Annotated in this window: 17 protein-coding genes; 10 read left to right on the top strand and 7 right to left on the bottom strand. The window is 68.1% G+C overall.

What is annotated here, in order from left to right:
• Positions 1-163 precede the first annotated feature (163 nt).
• From urtA to urtE, 5 genes are all read left to right on the top strand, one after another.
• Positions 164-1369 (top strand): urea ABC transporter substrate-binding protein, encoded by a 1206-nt coding sequence (gene urtA, locus UAA55_RS04605; RefSeq protein WP_322951478.1) that lies wholly within the window; start codon positions 164-166, stop codon positions 1367-1369.
• Between the two features lie 151 nt (positions 1370-1520).
• Positions 1521-2429 carry an urea ABC transporter permease subunit UrtB gene (urtB, locus tag UAA55_RS04610; RefSeq protein ID WP_322951479.1) on the top strand — a complete coding sequence of 303 codons (909 nt, stop codon included), beginning with the start codon at positions 1521-1523 and terminating at the stop codon, positions 2427-2429.
• Positions 2430-2451: 22 nt separating this feature from the next.
• Positions 2452-3564: an urea ABC transporter permease subunit UrtC gene (gene urtC, locus UAA55_RS04615; RefSeq protein WP_322951480.1), complete on the top strand. Its 1113-nt coding sequence runs from the start codon at positions 2452-2454 to the stop codon at positions 3562-3564.
• Positions 3561-4367: an urea ABC transporter ATP-binding protein UrtD gene (gene urtD, locus UAA55_RS04620; RefSeq protein ID WP_322951481.1), complete on the top strand. Its 807-nt coding sequence runs from the start codon at positions 3561-3563 to the stop codon at positions 4365-4367. The genes urtC and urtD overlap by 4 nt, the downstream gene beginning before the upstream one ends.
• Positions 4360-5082, top strand: coding sequence for an urea ABC transporter ATP-binding subunit UrtE (gene urtE / locus UAA55_RS04625; protein WP_322951482.1), 723 nt, complete (start codon positions 4360-4362; stop codon positions 5080-5082). The genes urtD and urtE overlap by 8 nt, the downstream gene beginning before the upstream one ends.
• Positions 5083-5089: 7 nt before the next feature.
• Here the strand turns inward: urtE and UAA55_RS04630 are convergent, their stop codons facing one another.
• From UAA55_RS04630 to UAA55_RS04645, 5 genes are all read right to left on the bottom strand, one after another.
• The gene (locus UAA55_RS04630; protein WP_322951483.1) at positions 5090-5335 is read right to left on the bottom strand and encodes a PIN domain-containing protein; all 246 of its coding nucleotides are present in this window, start codon (positions 5333-5335) and stop codon (positions 5090-5092) included.
• Positions 5332-5583, bottom strand: coding sequence for a FitA-like ribbon-helix-helix domain-containing protein (locus UAA55_RS31165; RefSeq protein WP_088874416.1), 252 nt, complete (start codon positions 5581-5583; stop codon positions 5332-5334). Before UAA55_RS31165 ends, UAA55_RS04630 begins: the two co-directional genes overlap by 4 nt.
• Before the next feature lie 99 nt (positions 5584-5682).
• Positions 5683-6627: a response regulator gene (locus tag UAA55_RS04635; RefSeq protein WP_322951484.1), complete on the bottom strand. Its 945-nt coding sequence runs from the start codon at positions 6625-6627 to the stop codon at positions 5683-5685.
• Positions 6620-10072: a hybrid sensor histidine kinase/response regulator gene (locus UAA55_RS04640; RefSeq protein WP_322951485.1), complete on the bottom strand. Its 3453-nt coding sequence runs from the start codon at positions 10070-10072 to the stop codon at positions 6620-6622. Before UAA55_RS04640 ends, UAA55_RS04635 begins: the two co-directional genes overlap by 8 nt.
• Positions 10073-10302: 230 nt before the next feature.
• A complete protein-coding gene (locus tag UAA55_RS04645; protein ID WP_322951486.1) occupies positions 10303-11460 on the bottom strand; it encodes a porin in 1158 nt (385 codons plus the stop codon).
• Between the two features lie 426 nt (positions 11461-11886).
• Between UAA55_RS04645 and UAA55_RS04650 the strand changes: the two genes are divergently transcribed.
• Positions 11887-12756 (top strand): SDR family oxidoreductase, encoded by an 870-nt coding sequence (locus UAA55_RS04650; RefSeq protein ID WP_322951487.1) that lies wholly within the window; start codon positions 11887-11889, stop codon positions 12754-12756.
• A gap of 64 nt (positions 12757-12820) precedes the next feature.
• Here UAA55_RS04650 and UAA55_RS04655 read toward each other — a convergent pair whose 3' ends face one another.
• Together UAA55_RS04655 and agaR are read right to left on the bottom strand one after the other, a co-directional pair.
• Positions 12821-14917 carry a glycoside hydrolase family 36 protein gene (locus UAA55_RS04655; protein ID WP_322951488.1) on the bottom strand — a complete coding sequence of 699 codons (2097 nt, stop codon included), beginning with the start codon at positions 14915-14917 and terminating at the stop codon, positions 12821-12823.
• A gap of 100 nt (positions 14918-15017) precedes the next feature.
• Positions 15018-15809 (bottom strand): transcriptional repressor AgaR, encoded by a 792-nt coding sequence (agaR, locus tag UAA55_RS04660; protein WP_322951489.1) that lies wholly within the window; start codon positions 15807-15809, stop codon positions 15018-15020.
• 200 nt (positions 15810-16009) lie between these two features.
• On the opposite strand from agaR, the gene UAA55_RS04665 reads away from it, so the two are divergent.
• Genes UAA55_RS04665 through UAA55_RS04680 form a run of 4 tightly spaced genes read left to right on the top strand, consistent with a single transcriptional unit; the run spans position 16010 to position 20305 of the window.
• Entirely contained in the window at positions 16010-16903 is an 894-nt protein-coding gene (locus tag UAA55_RS04665) for a DMT family transporter (RefSeq protein ID WP_322951931.1), read from the top strand.
• A complete protein-coding gene (locus UAA55_RS04670; RefSeq protein WP_322951490.1) occupies positions 16900-18186 on the top strand; it encodes a D-tagatose-bisphosphate aldolase, class II, non-catalytic subunit in 1287 nt (428 codons plus the stop codon). The genes UAA55_RS04665 and UAA55_RS04670 overlap by 4 nt, the downstream gene beginning before the upstream one ends.
• Complete coding sequence (locus tag UAA55_RS04675; protein WP_322951491.1) at positions 18186-19343, top strand: AgaS family sugar isomerase; 1158 nt, start codon at positions 18186-18188, stop codon at positions 19341-19343. The genes UAA55_RS04670 and UAA55_RS04675 overlap by 1 nt, the downstream gene beginning before the upstream one ends.
• The gene (locus UAA55_RS04680; protein WP_322951492.1) at positions 19343-20305 is read left to right on the top strand and encodes a BadF/BadG/BcrA/BcrD ATPase family protein; all 963 of its coding nucleotides are present in this window, start codon (positions 19343-19345) and stop codon (positions 20303-20305) included. Before UAA55_RS04675 ends, UAA55_RS04680 begins: the two co-directional genes overlap by 1 nt.
• The last annotated feature ends 87 nt before the right edge of the window (positions 20306-20392 follow it).

A 20392-nucleotide genomic window follows, 5' to 3' on the forward strand; every position in this document is an offset into this window, starting at 1 on the left:
GGTCAAGTTCATTCATTTAGTGATAAATGAAAATTAAGCGCGACCACGCCGCCGCTACGTTAAACGCCCCATACCCCGTTCCATGCCCCGGCCCTAGCCTTTGCCCTGTGAGCGCCGTGTTCCAAGGCGGCGGAAGACCAAAGCGAACGGGAAGGGGATGGTGATGAGGGGGATGTACAAGCCGGCCGGTCTCGCGGCCCTGCTGCTGGCGGCGACCAGCCTGTCGGCGCCGACGACGGCCTGGGCCGCCGACACGGTGAAGGTGGGCGTGCTGCAGTCGCTGACCGGCACCATGGCCATCAGCGAGGTCACGGTGAAGAACGCCGAGATCCTGGCCATCGACGAGATCAACGCCGGCGGCGGCGTGCTGGGCAAGAAGATTGAGCCGGTGGTGGAGGACGGCGCGTCCGACCCCGCCATCTTCGCCCAGAAGGCGACCAAGCTGGTACAGGACGGCGGCGTGGTCACCGTGTTCGGCGGATGGACCTCCGCCAGCCGCAAGGCCATGCTGCCGGTGTTCCAGAAGCTGAAGAGCCTGCTGTGGTACCCGGTGCAGTTCGAGGGCAACGAATGCTCGCCCAACATCATGTATTCCGGCGCCCAGCCCAACCAGCAGATCCTGCCGGCCCTGCAATGGGCGGTGGAGAAGGGCTACAAAAGCTACTTCCTCATCGGCTCCGACTACGTCTTCCCCCGCACCGCCAACCTGATCCTGAAGAAGCATATCGACGCCGATAAGCTGAAGGTGGCGGGCGAGGAATACGTGCCGCTGGGCGGCACGGATTTCAGCGCCGTCATCGCCAAGGTGCAGGCGGCCAAGCCCGATATCATTTTCAGCACCCTGAACGGCGACAGCAACGTCAGCTTCTTCAAGCAGATGGCCGCCGCCGGCCTGCCCTCGGCCAAGCTGCCCGTCATGTCCTTCAGCATCGGCGAGCAGGAGGCCGTGGCCATGGGCCCCAGCCTGGTGGAGGGCAGCTACGCCGCCTGGAACTACTTCCAGAGCCTGGACGGTGCGGCCAACAAGAAGTTCGTGGCCGCCTATCAGGCCAAATTCGGCGCCGGTGCGGCCGTCACCGACCCCATGGTCCATGGCTATGTCGACGTCTACGCCTGGAAGGCGGCGGTGGAGAAGGCCGGCAGCTTCGATCCGGAGAAGGTGCGGGCGGCGGCGGTGGCGCTGGACTATCTCGACACCGCCATGGGCAAGGTGAAGTTCGCCGCCAACCAGAGCCTGGTGCAGACCGGCTACATCGGCCAGTTGGACCCCACCGGCCAGTTCAAGATCATCTGGCAGTCCAAGAGCACCATCGACCCCGACCCATACGACCCGCTGGTCTTCCCAGGCAAGAAGTGCCCGGCATCCTGACGCAGACCGCGCCAACGGCAAGGGGCCTTTCCCCTTGCCGTTATAGGACGCGACCGTGTCCGCCGGAGATTTCCGGGGAGCGTCAGCGGACTGGAAATCGAGGACAGCCAAGGCCACGGATGTGGCCGCCCGGCGTCTGAGGGAGAAAAAAATGGGTGAGTGGCCCCTTATCGCTGGGCAGGTTTTCAACGGGTTCAGCGTCGCCTCGCTGTACGTGCTGGCGGCCCTGGGCCTGGCGTTGAGCTTCGGCCTCATGCGCGTCATCAACATGGCGCATGGCGAGATGCTGATGCTGGGCGGCTACCTGGCCTACCTTACCCTGCAGGTGGTGCCGGGCCCCTTGGGCATCCTGGTGGCCATGCCCGTCGCCTTCCTGGGTGCTGCCGCCGTGGGCGCGGTGCTGGAGACGACGCTGATCAAGCGCCTGTCGGCCCGGCCGCTGGACACGCTGCTGGCCACCTGGGGTGTCAGCCTCATCCTGCAGCAGGCGGCGCGCAACATCTTCGGCGCCATCGGCGTGGACGTGCGGGCGCCGCAGTGGCTGAACCACGCCTATACCGTCCAGTCCGGCCTGCTGGAGGGACTGACCATCCCCGCCACCCGCCTGTTCATCCTGGCCGTGGCCTTCGCCGTCATGGGCGCGCTCAGCCTGCTGCTGGCGCGCACGCGCATCGGCCTGCTGGTCCGCGCCGTGAACCAGGACCGGGGCATGGCGGCGGCGGCAGGTATCAACGTGAGGGCCGTGGACCTGTCGGTATTCTGCCTGGGCACCGGCATCGCCGGCCTCGCCGGCGTGGTGCTGGCCCTGCTGGGCCCCGTCACCCCCAATGTCGGGCAAAGCTATGTCGTGCCGGCCTTCCTGGTGGTGGTGCTGGGTGGCCTGGGCAGCCTGAAGGGCACGGCCATCGCCTCGCTGATCGTGGGGCTGTTCTCGGCATTGGTGCAGATCCTGGTGGATGTCAGCCTGGCGCAGGTGCTGCTGCTGCTGTTCGTCATCGGGTTCATCCAGTTCCGTCCCCAGGGGGTGGTGGCCGTGCGGTCCCGCGCGCTGGACGCGTGAGGGGCACATGAAGGAGGACGGCATGGATATGAGCCTGCGCAAGAATACGCCGCTGTCGGGGCTGCTGCCCGGCATCACCGTGGGGCGGCCCCTGGTCCTGACGCTGGCCGTGGTGGTCTTGGGCGTGCTGGCCCCCTGGCTGGTCTCGGCCTATGAACTGAACCTGCTGGCCCGCTTCCTGGCCATGGCGCTGCTGGCCATGGGTCTGGTGCTGGTGTGGGGCCAGGGCGGGGTTCTCAGCTTGGGGCAGGGGGTGTTCTTCGGCCTGGGCGGCTATGCCATCGCCATGCACATGAAGCTGGCGGCGCTGGCCGATGGCGAGTTGCCCGACTTCATGGTCTGGAGCGGCCTGGACGCCCTGCCCTGGTGGTGGGTGCCGTTCAAGAGCCCCCTGGTCGCCATCCTGGGCGTGGTGCTGGTGCCGGGCGCGCTGGCGGCGCTGTTCTCCTGGGCGGTGTTCCGGCGGCGGGTGGGGGGCGTCTACTTCGCCTTGATCACCCAGGCGCTGGCCCTGGCCTTCGCCACGCTGCTGATCAGCCAGCAGCCCTCCACCGGCGGCTTCAACGGCCTGACGGATTTTCAGACCTTGATGGGGGTGGAACTGGGCACGCCGGCGGCGGCGCATGGCCTGTACTGGCTGACCTTGGCCCTGGTGGTGGGGGTGTTCGTGACCCTGCGCGCCCTGATGGCGTCGCGCTATGGCCTGCTGCTGCGCGCCATCCGCGATGGTGAGAACCGCATCCGCTTCCTGGGCTACGACCCCACGCCGTTCAAGGTGGTGGCCTTCACCATCGGCGCCGTGCTGGCCGGTCTGGCCGGCGCGCTGTTTACCCTGCACGCCGGCGTGGTGTCGCCAGCCCTGGTGGGCGTGGTCCCCTCCATCGAGATGGTCATCTGGGTGGCGGTCGGCGGCCGGAACAGCCTGGCCGGTGCCATCGCCGGCACCCTGGCCGTCAACCTGGCCAAGGACGGCGTCAGCAGCGCCTTCCCCGACCTGTGGCTCTACGCCCTGGGCCTGGTGTTCGTGCTGGTGGTGACCCTGCTGCCCGGCGGCTTGGCCGGCCTGGTGGCCGACGCTGGTGCTGCCGGCTGGGGAAAGCGGCTGAAAACCCTGATCATTGGTGAGGCGAAATGAACGCGCAGGTGACCGCGCCCCATATCGGCACCACCGCCCCCGCCAGCAACCTGCTGCTGGCGGTGGATGGGGTGACGGTGGACTTCGACGGCTTCAAGGCCTTGAACGGCTTCAGCCTGACCTTGGACCGGGGCACCCTGCGGGTGCTGATCGGCCCCAACGGGGCGGGCAAGTCCACGCTGTGCGACACCATCATCGGCCGGGTGCGGGCCACCAGCGGCCGGGTGATCTTCAAGGACCAGGACATCACCCACCTGCCGGAGCATGAGATCGTGCGCCGGGGCATCTGCCGCAAGTTCCAGACGCCGGGCGTGCTGCCCGGCCTGTCGGTGGTGGACAATCTGATGATCGCCGCCAAGCGTGACCGGCGCTGGTGGGCCTCCTTCCGCCACGGCGTGGCGGCGGAGGAGAAGGCTCGCGTGGCCGACATCCTGGAGACCATAGGCCTGGCCGACCGCGCCGCCGCCCCCGCCGGCCAGTTGGCGCATGGTGAGAAGCAATGGCTGGAGATCGGCATGGTGGTGGCGACGCGCGCCGACCTGCTGCTGCTGGACGAACCCACGGCCGGCATGGGGCCGGCGGAAACCAGCCAGACGGCGGCCCTGATCCGCCGCCTGGTGGGCCGGCACACCGTGCTGGTCATCGACCACGACATGAGCTTTCTGGAGCAGCTGGACGCCCGCGTCACCGTCATGCACCAGGGCCAGTTCCTGAAGGAAGGCAGCGTGGCCGCCATTCGTGCCGACGCGGATGTCGCCGCCGTCTATCTGGGCCGCGCCAAGGAGAACATCCATCATGGCTGAACCGCTGCTGACGCTCACCGGGGCGGCGACATCCTATGGCCAGAGCCAGGTCCTGTGGGATATCGACCTGGCGGTGCCGGCCGGCGGCGCCGTGGCCCTGATCGGCCGCAACGGCGTAGGCAAGACCACCCTGCTGAAGACCATTATCGGCGCCCAGCGCCTGACCGCCGGCCGAATGATCTTCCAGGGCCGCGACGTCAGCGCCCTGGGCCCCCACCAGCGCGCCCGCGCCGGCATCGGCTACGTCCCCCAGGGCCGCCATATCTTCCCCCATCTGACGGTGCGCGAGAACCTGGAGACGGGCCTGTCCGCCCTGGCCGGCCGCGGCGGCGGGGCCATGAAGGCGGGCGTGCCCGACCACATCTTCGACCTGTTCCCCAAGCTGGCGCAGATCATCAACCGCAAGGGCGGCGTGCTCAGCGGCGGCGAACAGCAGCAACTGGCCATCGGCCGCGCCCTGGCGGGCCAGCCCAGCCTGCTGCTGCTGGACGAGCCGACGGAAGGCATCCAACCCTCCGTGGTCCAGCAGATCGAGGACGCCCTGCGCCGCATCCGCGCCGACCTGGGCGTCACCGTCCTGATCGTGGAACAGTACCTGGACTTCGCCTGGTCCTTCGCCGACAGCTATCGCGTCATGCAACGCGGCCGCATCATCCGCGCCGGCAGCACGCGCGAGGAGACGGCGGCCGAGGTGGCGCACTTGGTGAATATTTGAGGCTGAGTCAAGGGGTGTCGAAGGGCAATATTCGGCCGGCGAAGTCGGCGACGAACATCTGTAGCGCGGCATTCTCCAAACCAGTCCGCCGACGTCCCTCTGGGAGCAGGGCAATGCCTGACAGGATTTCAGCCTGGGTGATGGTGGTGGTGAACAATAAGGACGAGGGTTGCCCCGCGAGCCAACGCAAAACGGCATCCGATGGCGCCGGGCGCATCAGCTCCGATAGCACGTTGGTATCAAGAATAATCATTCCGGGAAGCTGGGTGGATTACGTAATAGCTCACGTGGGGGCAACGCCAGCTCCACGCCACCGAACGGGGCGAAGCGACGGCGGATCGATCCTGCCAAATCAGTCGGCGCCGGCGGTAGATCATGGACCAGAACGGCTTGGAGGATGTGCCGAGCCTCTTCCTCCATGGAACGTCCATGGCCGGCGGCTTGGGCCCGTAGGCGGCTCTCCAATGGTTCTTCCATGTTTCGGATGGTGAGGCTGGCCACGGCATCCTCCGGCTATCTGCGCTATAGGAAGTCTAAGCGCTGACGCGTAGTGCGGCAACATCGAGGGAGCACGGAGGCGCCCATTTCAGGGGTGGAACGCTATCCCGCCACCACCCGCACCGCCACGGCGGCGGCGGACGCCCGGTTCTCAACCCCCAGCTTCACGAACACCTGCTCCAGGTGCTTGTTCACCGTGCGGGGGCTGATGCCCAGGATGTCGCTGATGTCGCGGTTGGATTTGCCGTGGGCGATCCAGACCAGCACCTCGGCCTCGCGCGCCGTCAGGCCCAGGGCCTGTTGCAGGGCGCGTTCCTCGCGGCCGGCGCCGGTCTCGCTGATGCGGAACAGGAACTCGTCCGGTTCCGTCTGGCTGAGGTAGGCGACCTCCAGCCGGCGGGTATCGTTCGCCTCAGGGCCGTCGATCAGGATGGACGGCGCGCCGTCGCGGCGCAGCTGGGCCAGGCGCTCCGCCACCGCCAGGGGCAAGCGATCGGGGGCGCCGCCCCCGGACCCATCGTCGGGAAAGAACGCCGCCAGCAGGCGCTGCGCCTGGGGCGTGCACCAGCGCAAGCGCCCGCGCCCGTCGGTCGCCAGCAGATAGCGGCCGGTGGTGTCCAGGGCCACCTGGGCGCCATAGGCGACGCGGGCGTTGGCCAGGTGCACGCGGATGCGGGCCATCAGCTCATCCACCACGATGGGCTTGGTGACATAGTCGACGCCGCCGGCCTGCAGGCCCTGCACCACATGCTCCGTCTCGCTGAGGCCGGTCATGAAGATGACCGGCAGGTGGGCCAGGGCCTGAACGCGCTTCAGCCGGCGGCAGGTCTCGAACCCGTCCAGGCCGGGCATGACGGCGTCCATCAGCACCAGGTCCGGCGTCACCTGCTCCAGCAGCGCCAGGGCGCTTTCGCCGTCCGTCGCCACCAGCACGGTCAGGCCCGCCTGGTCCAGGGCGTCGGTCAGGAATCCCAGGGTTTCCGGCGTGTCGTCCACCACCAGCACGGTGTCGCGGCGCCCGGGGGCGGCCTGGACGGCATCACTCATGGCCATGCTCCACCCGGTCCTGTCCATCGCCTGTACCGCCATCATCCCCTCCCGCCTGTGTCCGTGCCGCCTCCAGCACCGCCATATAGCGTTTCAGATCGAAGGCGCGCACCAGGGTGCGCAGCTGGGCGGCGAAGGCGGCGGTGGCCGCGTCCTCCGTCTCCAGCTCGCGCAGCTTGGCCTCGATGCCGCGCACGTGGCCGATGCGGCCCAGCTGCCACAGCGCCTCCAGATGCGGCCGGGCCAGGGCGGGCAAGACATCTGGGGTCGCGGCCGGCGGCGGCGCGTCGGCGGGCGCGTACAGCCATTCCAGGCCCAGCAGCGCGCCGATGCGCTCCAGCAGCACGTCCATGTCCACCGGCTTGATGACGAAGGCGTCGTGCGCGGCGCTGCCGCCATCCTCCCCGCCCGCGGCGGCGCGGCCGGGGGTGTAGTCGTGGGCGTTGGCGGACACCATCATGATCTTCAGGCGCGGCAGGTCGAGGTCGCGCAGGGCCGCCGCCGCCTCCCATCCCGTCATGTGGGGCATGGAGATGTCCAGCAGGGCGAGATCCGGCCGGCACTCCCGCGCCAGCTCCACACATTCCCGCCCGTCGCTGGCGGCGAACAGCAGGAAGTCCAGCGGGCGCAGCAGGTTCTGGATCAGGGCCAAATGGTCGGGGTCGTCGTCGGCCACCAGCACGCGCAGGCGCGGGCCGGCATAGCCGTGGATGGTCCGGGCCGCCGGCGGGTCGTCCGGGCCGGACTGCGCCTCCGACAACAGCAGGCGCACGGTGAAGGTGCTGCCCTGGCCGGGGGTGCTGGCGACGGCGATCTCCCCGCCCATGATGCGGGTCAGAAGGCGGGTGATGGTCAGGCCCAGGCCGGTGCCGGGCACGGCGCGGGCGCTGGCCGTCCGCCCCCGCTCGAACGGTTCGAAGATGCGCTCCCTGTCCTCGGGCAAAATGCCGAAGCCGGTGTCCGACACCTCGAACTCCGCCACCTGGCTGCGATAGCGCACGCGCAGCGTGGCGTGGCCCTGGGCCGTGTATTTCAGGGCGTTGGACAGCAGGTTGATCAGGATCTGGCGCAGGCGCTTCTGGTCGGTATGGACGAAAGCCGGCAGGTAGGCCGGGCGGTCGTAATGGAACTGGATGCCCTTGGCGGCGGCCTGCAGGCGGAACATGTCCACGATCTGGTCCAAGAACTCCACCAGCCGCACCTTGTCGCGGGTCAGGCGCAGCAGGCCGCTTTCGATCTTGCTGATGTCCAGCAGGCCGTCCACCAGGTTGGACAGATGCTCCGCACTGCGGCGGATGACGCGCACGCCGTCGGGGTTGCGGATGCTGGCGTCGCGCTCCAGCAACTGGGCATAGCCGAAGATGGCGTTCAGCGGCGTGCGGATCTCATGGCTGATGCCGATGATGTAGCGGCTCTTGGCCACGTTCGCCGCCTCCGCCACCTCCTTGGCCTTCTGCAAGGCGGCGTCGGTGCGCTCATGCGCCTCGATCTCCTCCATCAGCATGCCGGTCTGGCGCGCCGTCTCCTCCTCCGCCACGCGGCGGCTTTCCAGGGCCAGCACCAGCAGCCAGGCGGCGACGCCGGAGACGATCAGCAGGGCGAAGAAGACGATCCACAGGGTGGTGGCGACCACGCCGCGCGCCTCCGGCACCGCAGCGCCATACTGCATACCGATGAAGGACAAGAGGCCGCCGTTGACCAGGGTGAACACGGCCATGACGCCCAGGAAACGGGCGGTGCGGGTGCGCACGCCGCCGGCCATGCGGCCGGGCAGCAGGGTTTCCATCAGGCGGGCCAGCTGGTCGGTGATGCGGCTCTGCTTCTTGCAGAGATCGTGGCAGCGGCTTTCCAGCGTACAGCACAGGGAACAGATGGCCCCGGCATAGGCGGGGCAATAGGCCATGTCCCGCCGCTCGAACACGTTCTCGCAAATGACGCAGCGGGCCTCCGCCGCGTTCGCCGGCAGCTCGGTGTCGGGCCGTGCCAGGTAGTAGCGGCCCCGAGTGGCCTTGGCGATCAGGGGGGCGGTGACGAAGGCCACACCCAGGCCGATGAAGGGGGCCATGGCCTGGGGCAGGGGGCCCAGCAGCGGCCCGAAGGCGCCCAGCGAGGCGAGGGTGGAGGCCACGACCGACAGGGCCATGGCGCCCACGCCCACCGGGTTGATGTCGTAAAGGTGGGCGCGCTTGAACTCGATGCCCGGCGGGCTCAGGCCCAGCGGCTTGTTGACCACCAGGTCAGCGGTCAGCGCCCCGATCCAGCCGGCGGCGAAATTGGCGTACAGGCCCAGGATGCCGCCGATCACGCGGAAGATGCCCAGCTCCATCAGCATCAAGGCCAGGATGACGTTGAACACCAGCCAGACGACGCGGCCGGGGTGGCTGTGCGTCAGGCGGGAGAAGAAATTGGACCAGGCGATGGACCCGGCATAGGCGTTGGTGACGTTGATCTTGATCTGGCAGACGACGACGAACACGCCGGTCAGCACCAGCGCCGTGGCGGGCGACGACAGCATCTCCTGGAAGGCGATGTAGAACACCTCCGTCGGCTGGGTGGCCTGCTCCGCCGACAGGCCATGGCGCAACGCCACCACCGCCAGGAAAGACCCGGCCAGCAGCTTCAGCCCGCCCATGGCGACCCAGCCCGGCCCCGTGGTGATCAGCGCCGTCCACCAGGCCCAGCGCCCGGTCTTGCGCAGGGTGGGCAGGAAGCGCAGGTAGTCCGCCTGCTCCCCGATCTGCGGCAGCAGGGACAGCAGCATGCTGGCCGCCATGCTGAACAGCAGCGGGTCGATATGGCCGTCGGCATGGCCCAGCGCGCCGGGGAATTCCCGCCAGGCGGCCAGGTCCGCGCCGTGGTTCAGCGCCAGGTAGGCCAGGGGGGCGAGTTGCAGCAGCAGCCAGAGGGGCTGGGTCAGCAGCTGCATGCGGCTGATTAGGCGGATGCCGTAGACGGCGATGGGGATGACCACCAGGGAACTGACGATGTGGGCCAGCCACAGCGGGATGCCCAGCGCCATCTGCAGGGCTGCCGACATGATGCTGGCCTCGATGGAGAACAGCAGGAAGGTGAAGCTGGCGTAGATGAGGGAGGTGAGGGTGGACCCCAGATAGCCGAAGCCCGCCCCGCGGGTCAGCAGGTCGATGTCCACGCCATGGCGGGCGGCGTAATAGGTGATGGGCAGCCCCACCAGGAACATCAGGATGGCCACGGCCAGGATGGCGGCGCTGGCGTTGCTGTAGCCATAGGTCAGGGTGGCGCTGCCGCCGATGGCCTCGCACGCCAGGAAGCTGATGGCGCCGAAGGCGGTGTTGGCCACGCGGAACGACGACCAGCGCCGCGCCCGCGTGGCGGTGAAGCGCAGGGCGTAGTCCTCCAGCGTCTGGCTGGCGGCCAGCTGGTTGTATTGGCGCCGTTCCCTGACGATCCGCTGCCGCGCGCTCATGCCCCCCGCCTTAATGGCGGCCCTGCTATCCCCCATCGTTCCCCGTGCTTCTTTCCCAAAGAGGCGGCCCCGCGACCGACTTTACCGGTCGCAGGGCTGTAAGGAAGCCCCCTCAGCCCTGTCCCCCCAAGAAAGGGGTCCCAGCCGGGGGCAAGGTGGCTAGCCGCCGCCGGCAGCATAGGGGCGGGGGCGGGGAGAACCCCATGGGGCGTTTGACGTATGGGTATGTCTCAGAACTGCAGCTGCACGCCCAGCACCACGGCATTGCCGTCGGATTTGCCGGTGGTGCTGGTGATGACGTACTCGGCGCTGATGCGGGCGTTGTGGCCGTCGATGATGTAGTTGACGCCCAGGTCGGTCTGGCTGGTGGAGATGCCGGTCAGGTCGGCATCGAAATGCTGGTAGCGCACCGTCGGCTGGAACTGGCCCCAGCCCACCTTGGCCGGGATCAGAAAGGCGCCGCCCACCAAATAGGCCTTGCCCTGGGTCAGGCCGCCGACATTGTCGGTGGGGCCGGCGCCGCCGAAGCTGCTGGGCACGTCGGCCACGCCGCCGGTGTCGTACTGGTAATAGGCGCCTTCCAGCGTCACCACGCCGATGCCGTCCAGCTTCTTCTCGAACAGGCCGTCCACGTTCCAGGCGGTGTAGTCGCCCCGGCGGGCCAGCGTGCCCACGCCGTCCTGCTGGTACTGGGCGGCGAAGGCCAGGGTCAGCACGTCGACGGAACCGTAATAGGTGCTGCTGGTGTAGTAGGCGGGGTCGGGCTCGGCATCCAGGAAGTTATAGGCGACGCGGCCGGCGTACAGCAGGTTGTCGGACTGGTTGCTGGCGCCGGTGATACGGTTGTGCCCCTCGAACGCGCCCAACGAGTAGACCAGCTTCTTGTCCAGCAGCTTGCCCCAGACGGTGGCGCCGTCGTCGCGGCCGGCGAACTTGGCCGGGTACTGCGACACGGTGCCGGGGTAGGCCCAGGTGTTCAGATAATAGGGGCCGTCCAGGTTGGCACGGTCGCTGGGCGGCAGCATGCGGCCCACCCACAGGTTGATGCCATCCGCCGGCTCGAACTGGGCGTAGCCGTCCAGCACCTCCACCCGGCCGGCGCTGTCGCGCTCGGTGTTGAAGGTCGCCTTGATCATGGGCGTCAGCTGGCCGCTGATGTAGAGGCGCACGCTGTCCAGGTTGAAATCGGCGGAGCGCGAGGTGCCATCCGGCGCCCCGTCCTCCACGCTGGTGAAGCTGGCGCGCACGCCCAGCCCCACCGTGATGGATTTGTCGCCGCCAGCGGAAATGGTCTCGCCCGCCTGCGTCGCCAGGGCGGGCAGGGTGAGGGCGGTGGCCAGAAGCGCCAGGCGCAGGCGGCGTTGCGTCGTGTTGATGATGCCCGACATGATGTACTCCCCCGTCCTTAGGTCCCGTTGCCGTTATCGGTGCCGGGAACTCGGGCCCCGGCGTCGGCTTCGGGGGCAGGATGGGGGTGGGAAGCGGAAATCCTAATACGTCAAACTGCGTATGTTTTGTTTTCTGGTGTCGCGGTAAATGTCGATTCATTGGGTGGAGAGTTGAATTCTTGCCGGAACATACGATTTCGGCCTGGTAATTTATTCTTTATTGCGATGTCTTTGTGATCGGTAAACCGGCAGCCGGGCTTGGCCGTCACGAGCGATCTCTTCAGGGCCGGGACCTGGAATATCGCCGCCGCCCGATCCAACCGTTCCGTTGGTGAGACGGCACGTCCAGAATCGGCGTCTAGCGGGTGGAATTTGGATCAGTCATTTACGGGGGGTGTCTTCTGACCCCAACCTGGAGTGATCCCCATGACCATCCTTGTTACTGGTGCCACCGGCCGCGTCGGCCGCCATGTCGTCGACCAGCTCGTCAAGCGCGGCGCCCCTGTCCGGGTGCTGACCCGTGACCCGTCCAAGGCCAATTTCCCCGCTGGCGTCGACGTGGCGCAGGGCGATCCGCTCGACATCGACGCCCTGCGCGCCGCCTTCGCCGGCGTGGACACGCTGTTCCTGCTGAACGCCGTCACCGGCGATGAATTCACCCAGGCGATCATCACCCTGAACATCGCCCGTGAGGCGGGCGTGCGGCGGCTGGTCTACCTGTCGGTGATCCACGCCGACCGTTTCGTGAACGTGCCGCACTTCGCGGTGAAGCTGGGCGCCGAACGCATGATCGAACAGATGGGCTTCAGCGCCACGATCCTGCGGCCCAGCTACTTCATCGACAACGAACTGATGATCAAGGACGTCATCGTCAATCACGGCGTCTATCCCATGCCGATCGGCGGCAAGGGGGTCGCCATGGTCGACGCCCGCGACATCGCCGAGGTCGCGGCCATCGAGCTGATCCGTCGCCGGCAGGGCCCGGCCGACGTACCGGTCGAAACCATCAACCTGGTGGGCCCCGATACGCTGACGGGTGCCGACGTGGCGGCGATCTGGTCGGACATCTTGGGGCGCCCGATCGCCTATGGCGGCGACGACCCCAGCGGCTTCGAGCGCACCATGGCCAGCTTCATGCCGAAGTGGATGGCCTATGAGATGCGCCTGATGGCCCAGCGTTATGTCAGCGACGGCATGATCCCCGACGCTGGCGATGTCGAGCGGCTGACCCGCATCCTGGGCCGTCCGCTGCATTCCTACCGCGACTTCGCGCGTGGGCTCGTACCCTCGGCCTGAACCGAAACCTGCCTCAAAAGCGCGCCCCGGGCTTCCGGCCCAGGGCGCGCCTTGAAAGCAGGCGCTATGCTCGCGCCGGCGACACTTCCAGCAACAGCGACTTCTCGAAGCTGACCGTCAGTACCGGATGGGCCGCCGGCATGATGCCGAAATCGCGGTCGTCGACATAGTCGCGCACCCGGAAGCGGCCCCCGGCCGGCAGCCCGCGCAGGGTCAGGGGGCCGCTCCAGCGCGGCGCGTAGAAGGCGTAGTAATAGCGTCCGCCGCTTTCCACCAGGTGCCCTTCCGGCTTGTCGAAGCCGATGTCGTAGACGTCGCCGCGATAGAGGCCCTCGGCCAGGCGCTTGTCGCGGTAAAGCCCGATCCATTTTTTCCAGTGGGCCTCGCGCTCCGGTGTCAGCAGAAAGGAATCCTTGGGCTTGGGGTCGACCGGCCAGGTGAACTTGGTGGAGACGATCCCGCCGATTCCGACGGTGGAGGCGAAGTCGTCGCCACCGTCGGACAACTCGACATGGTCGCCGGCGAAGGGCGCCGACGGGCCCATCAGCGCCTTCAGCGTCTTGCCCTTCAGCCGCACCTGCCACGAGGATTTAGGGTCCGAGGCCGGCACCTGGTTGACGTAAGGGAAGTCGTAAACGCTGTAGGCGGTGCCGCAGGGGCAGAGTTCGACGATGTTGTCCTTGTCGATGGCCATCGCCGCTTCGTAGATCGCGCGGAAGAAGCCGGGCAAGGCCTCGACCGACTCCTCGGGCCGGGCATGGTTGTGCGCCGGGTTGTAACAGGGCGCCACCCCGTTCAGGTGCTGCCCGTCGATCTTCAGCCCCTTGAATCCCCAGTCGCCCAGGAACTTCCTCACCAGGGCCACGGTGTGGGCGCGGGTCGGCTCATAGGCCGGGCACAGGTAGAAGCTGTTCCACCAGGTGACCAGCTGGGGCGCGCCCTCCTTGGACAGCAGCAGCATGTCGGTATGGTCGTGCAGCAGGTCGCTGCCGGGCGCCGCCGCCAGCGGCGCATACCACAGGCGCGGCTTGAGGCCGCCCTGGCGGATGCCGCCCACCAGTTTCAGGAAATCGGCCTCGCGCCCCGGGTATTTGGCGGGGTCGACCACCCAATCGCCGATCGCCTTCTGCCAGCCGTCGTCGATCACCGCCCAGTCCAGCCCCAATTCCTTGGCCTTGGGTAATGTGGCCTCGATCAGCTCCGGCGTGCACGACCGTTCATAGCCCCAGGCACACCAGATGGGTTCGAAAGAGGCGGCGGAGGGTTGCGGTGGCCGCACGCCGCGGTCGGCAGCGATGCGGCGGTAGGCATCGAGCGCCGCGAAGTAATCGCCCGCATGCACGGCCACAAGGGTTTCCAGCGTGTCGAACGTCCCGCCGGGCGCCAGCACGACATCGCGCACGGCGGTCAGGGCCAGGCGCGCGCCGCCCTTGTCCTCGCTGACCGGCAGCGACACCAGTTCCGGCACGGGCGCCAGATGGCCCACGGCCAGGCCGCCCTCGCGCCGCCACAGGTCCACGATTGGCGGGCCCCCGCCGTAATCCGAGGAGGACATGCCCAGGTAGTTGTCCTGGGCGAAACCGGCCTTCACCGGCTGCAGCCAGTCGCGACGGTCGGCATAGGTGCCGCCGGAATAGGACCAGAAGGCGGGGACCGAACCGCCCGGTTGCAGCCCCGGTGGCAGCAGGCGATGCGCCCCGTTGCGCCAGCCGGTCGCCGCCACGGCCTTCGCGGTGGTGTTGCGGTAAGAGACCTGCATGAACGCCACACCGGGGTAGCGCGCGTACTGGCGCAGGGTCAGGGTCTTTTCGATGCCCTGCCCAGACAGACCGGCCAGGCGGACCTGCCGGCCGGGGCCATGGCGGTCGTTGATGGCCTGCGAGGTTGTGTCGCGCAGCGCGAACAACACGGCGTCATGGCCGCCGACCAGGGACAGGGTCTCGCCGGCGTCGACACCGGTCAGCCACAGCGGCTTGCCACCCGTCACCAGGGCGACGCGCGATCGCATCTGGTTGTCGAATTCAATGCGCAGCCGATCGTCCGCGAACACCACCACCCTCCCCGGCGCCGCCAGCGCACGCATCGGCGTGGCCATGGGCGCGGCCAGCGCCAGGCTCGTCGTCATCTTGAGAAAGGCGCGGCGCGAGGAGGGCTGCTTCATGGCGAGTCCAGACGATTGTCGATGTCGTTCGTTTGCCAAGGCTATGGCGAACGAAATCGAAATTCAATAGGGGTATCGCAATAAAACGAAACTTGCGTCGCTATACCCGCCGCAAATCCACGCCCAGCGACCGGCAGGCGGTGGCGATGGCATCGGGTGCCGCCTCGTCGGTGATCAGCATGTCGATCTCGCCCACGCCGATGATGCGATGCAGGCAGACCCGGCCGAATTTCGAACTGTCGGTGACGGCGATGGTCTGACGCGCCACGTCGGCCATCTTGCGGTTGAGGATGGCCTCGGCCTCGTGATGGGTGGTGACGCCCCGGTCGATGTCGATGCCATCGACGCCAAGGAACAGCTTGTCGACCGCCAGCTCGCTCAGCGCCGCCACCGTCTGGGCGCTGTAGAACGCCATGTTCTTGCGGCGCAGCTCCCCGCCGATCAGCACCACGCGGATATGGCTCTTGCCGGCCAGCTCGGTCACGATGTTGAGGTCGTTGGTGACGACGGTCAGGTCTTCGATATCCGGCAGGAAGCGGGCGATTTGCAGGGTGGTGGTGCCGGAATCCAGCACGATGGACTCACCAGGATTGATCAGGCTGGCGGCGAAGCGGCCGATGCGCTCCTTCTCCGCGTGCTGCAACTCCAGCTTGGCCGCGACTGGGGATTCGATGGCGGCTGTCGTCGCCGAGGCGACCACGTCGGAGGCGATGGCGCCGCCATAAGAGCGCGCCATGACGCCATGCTCCGTCAGGAAGTGCAAATCCTTGCGGATGGTCTGCATCGAAACGCGGAACCTTTTGGCCAGGTCCGCCACCTGGACGCTGCCGTGCTGGCGCACCATGGCGCTGATCTGGCTGCGCCGCTCGCTGGTATCGCGCTTGATGCTCATCTTTCGTTTTCCTGACCTTGGGTGCCTACGAGTGCGGCACTTGCCCAGGCGCGTCAATTGGAAAAACTGCCCGCCAGGGTTTCGCGTCCAAGCGCACGATTCAGCGTGTTGCGTTTTCCATCTTCTTTCGATAAGGTCGCGAAGTGACAAGAAAACGAAACTTAGCAAAACAAACCTCATGGGAGTGCCGCGTGTCCAGTATGGCCATCCCCGCCTATCGCCGTCCCTGGCTGCTCTTCGCGCTGCTGACCACCGGTTTGTGGGGGGTGTGGGGCGCCTTCGCCGGTGCCCCGGCGGAAAACGGTTTTCCCGAAACGCTGATCTATGTCGTGTGGGCGTTCACCATGATCCCGCCGGCGCTGTACGCCCTGTGGCGGGTCGACTGGAACTGGCCATGGGATCGCCGCTCCCTGATCTATGGCGCGGCGGTCGGGTTGCTGGGCGCCGGCGGCCAGATGGTCCTGTTCCACGCGGTGCGGATCGGCCCGACCTATCTGATCTTCCCGGTCATCGCCCTGTCGCCGCTGGTCACCATCGTCCTGTCGGCCGCCATCCTGCGGGAGCGGGTGACCTGGATCGGCGGCCTGGGCATCTTGTGCGCCCTGGTGGCGCTGCCACTGTTCGATTTCTCGCCGGGCGGCGCCGGGACCGGGCAGGGCCTGGCCTGGTTCGTGCTGGCGCTGCTGGTGCTGGTCGCCTGGGGCGTGCAGGGCTTCTTCATGAAATACGCGGCGCCGGTGATGAGCGCCGAGGCCATCTTCGCCTACATGGCGTTGACCGGGCTGCTGCTGGCCCCTGTCGCGCTGGCCATGACCGACTTCTCGCAGCCGATCAATTACGGCTGGTCGGGCCCGGGTTTGGCCGCCGCCACCCAAATCCTGAATTCGATCGGGGCGCTGACCCTGGTCTACGCCTTCCGCCACGGCCGGGCGATCGTCGTCTCGCCGCTGGCCAATGCCGGCGCCCCGCTGATCACCGCGCTGATTTCGCTGGCGGCGCTGGGGCTGGTGCCCGCCCTGCCCAAGCTGGCCGGCATCGGACTGGCCTTCGCCGCGGCGGCCCTTCTGACCATTGAACCCGAGGACCAGGCATGAAAGCGATACTCGATCTGATCGAACGGCACCGCGCCGGCGAACCGGTCGGCATCTATTCCGTCTGCTGCGCCCATCCGCTGGCGATCAAGGCGGCGCTGCGCCACGCCCGCGAGGCGGGCGGCCAGGCGTTGATCGAGGCGACCTCCAACCAGGTGAACCAGGAAGGGGGGTATACCGGCTTTCGCCCCGACGGGTTCCGCGACCTGGTCATGGGCCTGGCGGACGAGGCCGGCCTGCCGCGTGACCGCGTGCTGCTGGGTGGCGACCATCTCGGGCCCAACGCCTGGCGGGCGATGGACGCGGACGAAGCGATGAAGCGCGCCGCCGTGATGGTGGCGGATTATGTGACGGCCGGTTTTCGCAAGATCCATCTTGATTGCTCGATGTCCTGCGGCGGCGATCCGCGTGGCCTTTCGGACGCGGTGATCGCCGAGCGCACCGCCACCTTGTGCGAACGCACCGAGGCGGCCTGGAAAGACGCCGGCGGCGAACCGCCGGTTTATGTCATCGGCTCGGAAGTGCCGATCCCCGGCGGCGCGCAGGAGGCGCTGGATGAACTGGCGGTGACTGATCCCGATGCCGCCCGCGCCACCATCGAGGCGCATCGCCAGGCGTTCGTCCGGCACGGGCTGGAGGCGGCGTGGGAAAGGGTGGTCGGCCTGGTGGTCCAGCCGGGCGTCGAGTTCGACAACCACCATGTGGTCGATTACGTGCCGGCCAAGGCCCGGAAGCTGAGCGCCTCGATCGAAGGCCAGCCGCATCTGGTGTTCGAGGCCCATTCCACCGATTACCAAAGCGCCGCCGCCCTGGCCGCCCTGGTGCGCGACCATTTCGCCATCCTCAAGGTCGGTCCCGGCGTCACCTTCGCCCTTAGGGAGGCGCTGTGGGCCCTGGACCGCATCGGCCAGGAATGGCAGGGCGACGATCGGTCCGCCAGCCTGCGCGACACCGTGCTGGCGGCCATGCGTGACGACCCGACTTATTGGAAGCCCTATTACGGGGGGCGGGGCGCTGAGCTGGACCTGCAGCTGCAATACAGCCTGTCCGACCGCATCCGCTACTACTGGCCGACCGGACGGGTCGCCCGCGCGGTTCGCCGCCTGTGCGCCGCGTTCGACGCCGACCCGCCCCCCTTGGCCTTGGTCAGCCAGTACATGCCCGCCGCCTACGAGGCGATCCGCGCCGGCGCGCTGGCCTTGAAGGGCGAGGACCTCGTCATCCACCACATCCGGGAGACGCTGACCCCGTACTCCCGCGCCTGCGATCAACGGAGCACCCATTAATGACTTTCACCGGATTGGCCGCCGACGAGCTGGAGGCGCGTGGCGGCGGGTGGACGGCGCGAGAGATACGTCAGCAACCCGCCATGTGGGCCGCCACCGAGCAGCTCGTGCAGGCGCTGCGCCCGCGCGCCGAGGCGTTCCTGGCGCCCTTGATGGCGCGCACTGACCTGCGGGTGGTTCTGACCGGCGCCGGCAGCTCCGACTATATCGGCCGCTCGCTGGTGCCGGACTTGCTGGCCGGCCTCGACCGCCGGGTTGAGGCGATCGCCACCACCGATATGGTGGTGGGTGGCGCCCAGCTCTTGCAGCGCGACGTGCCGACCTTGCTGGTGTCCTTCGCCCGCTCGGGCAACAGCCCTGAGAGCGTCGCCGCTACGGAGATCGCCGAGACCTACCTGGCCGAGTGCCGCCATCTGATCATCACCTGCAATGGCGACGGCGCCCTGTATCGGCGCCATCACGGCAGGCCGGGCAGCCTGGTCGCGCTGCTGCCCGAGGCGACCCATGATCGCGGCTTCGCCATGACATCCAGCTTCACCTCCATGGCGCTGGCGGCCCGGCGCATCCTGCTGCCCGCGCAGCCTGTCGACGTCGCCCGCATAGGCGCGGCCGCGGATCAGGTTTGCGCCGATCACGGCGGTTCGCTGGTGGCTGCCGCCAACGGCGGATTCAAGCGGGTGGTCTACCTCGGCAGCCGTGGCTTGGCGGGCATCGCGGACGAGGCGGCGCTGAAACTGCTGGAACTGACCGATGGCGAGATCGTCGCCATGGCCCAGACGCCGCTGGGCTTCCGCCATGGCCCGAAAACCTTCGTCGACGGCCAGACTCTGGTGGTGCTGTTCCTGTCCAACGACCCGCAGGCGCGCCGCTACGAATTGGACGTGGTGCGCGAGATCGCCGGCGACGGCATCGCCGGCAGGCTGCTGGTGCTGGCGGGGCAGGGGGACGGCCTGGACGGCCTGAGCGCCGACCTGCTGCCCGGGCTGGAAGCCGCATCCGACGCCGAGCTGAGCTTCCCTTATCTGGCCTGGGCCCAGGCCTTCGCCCTCGGCCGTTCGCTGGCCCTGGGCCGCACGCCCGACAACCCCAGCCGCACCGGCGCGGTCAACCGGGTGGTGCAGGGCGTGACCATCTATCCCGAGCCGGGGAGGGCCTGATGTTCCTCGGCGTCGATGGCGGCGGCACAAAGACCGCCTTCTTGCTGCTCAGCCCCGAGGGCGCAGTGCTGGCCCGTCATGAGGGCGGCTCCTCCTACCATCCCGAGGTCGGGGTCGAGGGGGTGCGCGCGGTGTTGAACGATGGCGTGCGCGCGGTGCTGGCCCAGGTCGGCCTGCCGACCGCCGCCATCCGCCATGCCTTCTTCGGCTTGCCCACCTTGGGTGAGGATCCGGCCACCGACCCCATCTTGGCGGATGCGGCCGGTGCCGCCGTTGCCGGCGGCCGGTACAGCTGCGGCAACGACATGATCGGGGGCTGGGCGGGCGCTCTGGCATGCGAGGACGGCATCGTCATCACCGCCGGCACCGGCTCGATCGCCTACGGTGAATACCAGGGCCGTGGCGCCCGCGCCGGCGGCTGGGGCGAGGTCTTCGGCGACGAAGGCTCGGCTCATTGGATCGGCCGCGAGGGCTTGGCCCTGTTCTCGAAGATGAGTGACGGGCGCACGCCGCCCGGTCCGCTGCTCGATCTGGCCCGCGACCGCTTCCAGCTGGCCCGCGACATCGACCTGTGCGGCCTGGTCAACAGGCCGGGCGGTGCCGCGCGCAGCGCCGTCGCCCAGGTATCGCAGACCGTGGCCGCCGCCGCACAGGCCGGCGACGCGGCGGCCACGGCGATCTTCGTCCGGGCCGGGGGCGAGCTGGCCCGCCTGGCCGCCGCCGTCCGCGCGGGTCTGGGCGTGCCGGACGGCGAGGAACTGGCCCTGTCGTACGTCGGTGGGGTGTTCCGTGCCGGCGCCCTGGTGCTCGACCCCTTCGCTGCGGCGCTTGAGGCCGGCGGCCATCGCTATCGCCTGCGGCCGCCACTGCTGACCCCCGTGGTCGGCGCAGCCCTTTATGCCGCCCGCGCCGCCGGGATCCGTTTCAGCCGCGAGCAGGTGACGACGCTCGCATCAAAATGAAAGCGGCCTCGAATGCCGCGACCGAACAGGAGGTGGAAGGAATGAGGAGAGGTCTGAAGACGACTTAAAGAACGCCGCAAAGCGCCT

Source organism: Nitrospirillum guanabarense, assembly GCF_034653355.1.
GTDB lineage: Bacteria > Pseudomonadota > Alphaproteobacteria > Azospirillales > Azospirillaceae > Nitrospirillum.

Excerpts from the sequence above, each read along its gene's own strand:
- UAA55_RS04645 (WP_322951486.1), bottom strand. The coding sequence starts at position 11,460 with ATGTCGGGCATCATCAACACGACGCAACGCCGCCTGCGCCTGGCGCTT.
- UAA55_RS04650 (WP_322951487.1), top strand. The coding sequence starts at position 11,887 with ATGACCATCCTTGTTACTGGTGCCACCGGCCGCGTCGGCCGCCATGTC.
- urtE (WP_322951482.1), top strand. The coding sequence starts at position 4,360 with ATGGCTGAACCGCTGCTGACGCTCACCGGGGCGGCGACATCCTATGGC.
- UAA55_RS04630 (WP_322951483.1), bottom strand. The coding sequence starts at position 5,335 with ATGATTATTCTTGATACCAACGTGCTATCGGAGCTGATGCGCCCGGCG.
- urtD (WP_322951481.1), top strand. The coding sequence starts at position 3,561 with ATGAACGCGCAGGTGACCGCGCCCCATATCGGCACCACCGCCCCCGCC.
- UAA55_RS04655 (WP_322951488.1), bottom strand. The coding sequence starts at position 14,917 with ATGAAGCAGCCCTCCTCGCGCCGCGCCTTTCTCAAGATGACGACGAGC.
- UAA55_RS04640 (WP_322951485.1), bottom strand. The coding sequence starts at position 10,072 with ATGAGCGCGCGGCAGCGGATCGTCAGGGAACGGCGCCAATACAACCAG.
- urtA (WP_322951478.1), top strand. The coding sequence starts at position 164 with ATGAGGGGGATGTACAAGCCGGCCGGTCTCGCGGCCCTGCTGCTGGCG.
- UAA55_RS04675 (WP_322951491.1), top strand. The coding sequence starts at position 18,186 with ATGACTTTCACCGGATTGGCCGCCGACGAGCTGGAGGCGCGTGGCGGC.
- urtC (WP_322951480.1), top strand. The coding sequence starts at position 2,452 with ATGGATATGAGCCTGCGCAAGAATACGCCGCTGTCGGGGCTGCTGCCC.
- UAA55_RS04665 (WP_322951931.1), top strand. The coding sequence starts at position 16,010 with ATGGCCATCCCCGCCTATCGCCGTCCCTGGCTGCTCTTCGCGCTGCTG.
- UAA55_RS04670 (WP_322951490.1), top strand. The coding sequence starts at position 16,900 with ATGAAAGCGATACTCGATCTGATCGAACGGCACCGCGCCGGCGAACCG.
- agaR (WP_322951489.1), bottom strand. The coding sequence starts at position 15,809 with ATGAGCATCAAGCGCGATACCAGCGAGCGGCGCAGCCAGATCAGCGCC.
- UAA55_RS04680 (WP_322951492.1), top strand. The coding sequence starts at position 19,343 with ATGTTCCTCGGCGTCGATGGCGGCGGCACAAAGACCGCCTTCTTGCTG.
- UAA55_RS04635 (WP_322951484.1), bottom strand. The coding sequence starts at position 6,627 with ATGAGTGATGCCGTCCAGGCCGCCCCCGGGCGCCGCGACACCGTGCTG.
- urtB (WP_322951479.1), top strand. The coding sequence starts at position 1,521 with ATGGGTGAGTGGCCCCTTATCGCTGGGCAGGTTTTCAACGGGTTCAGC.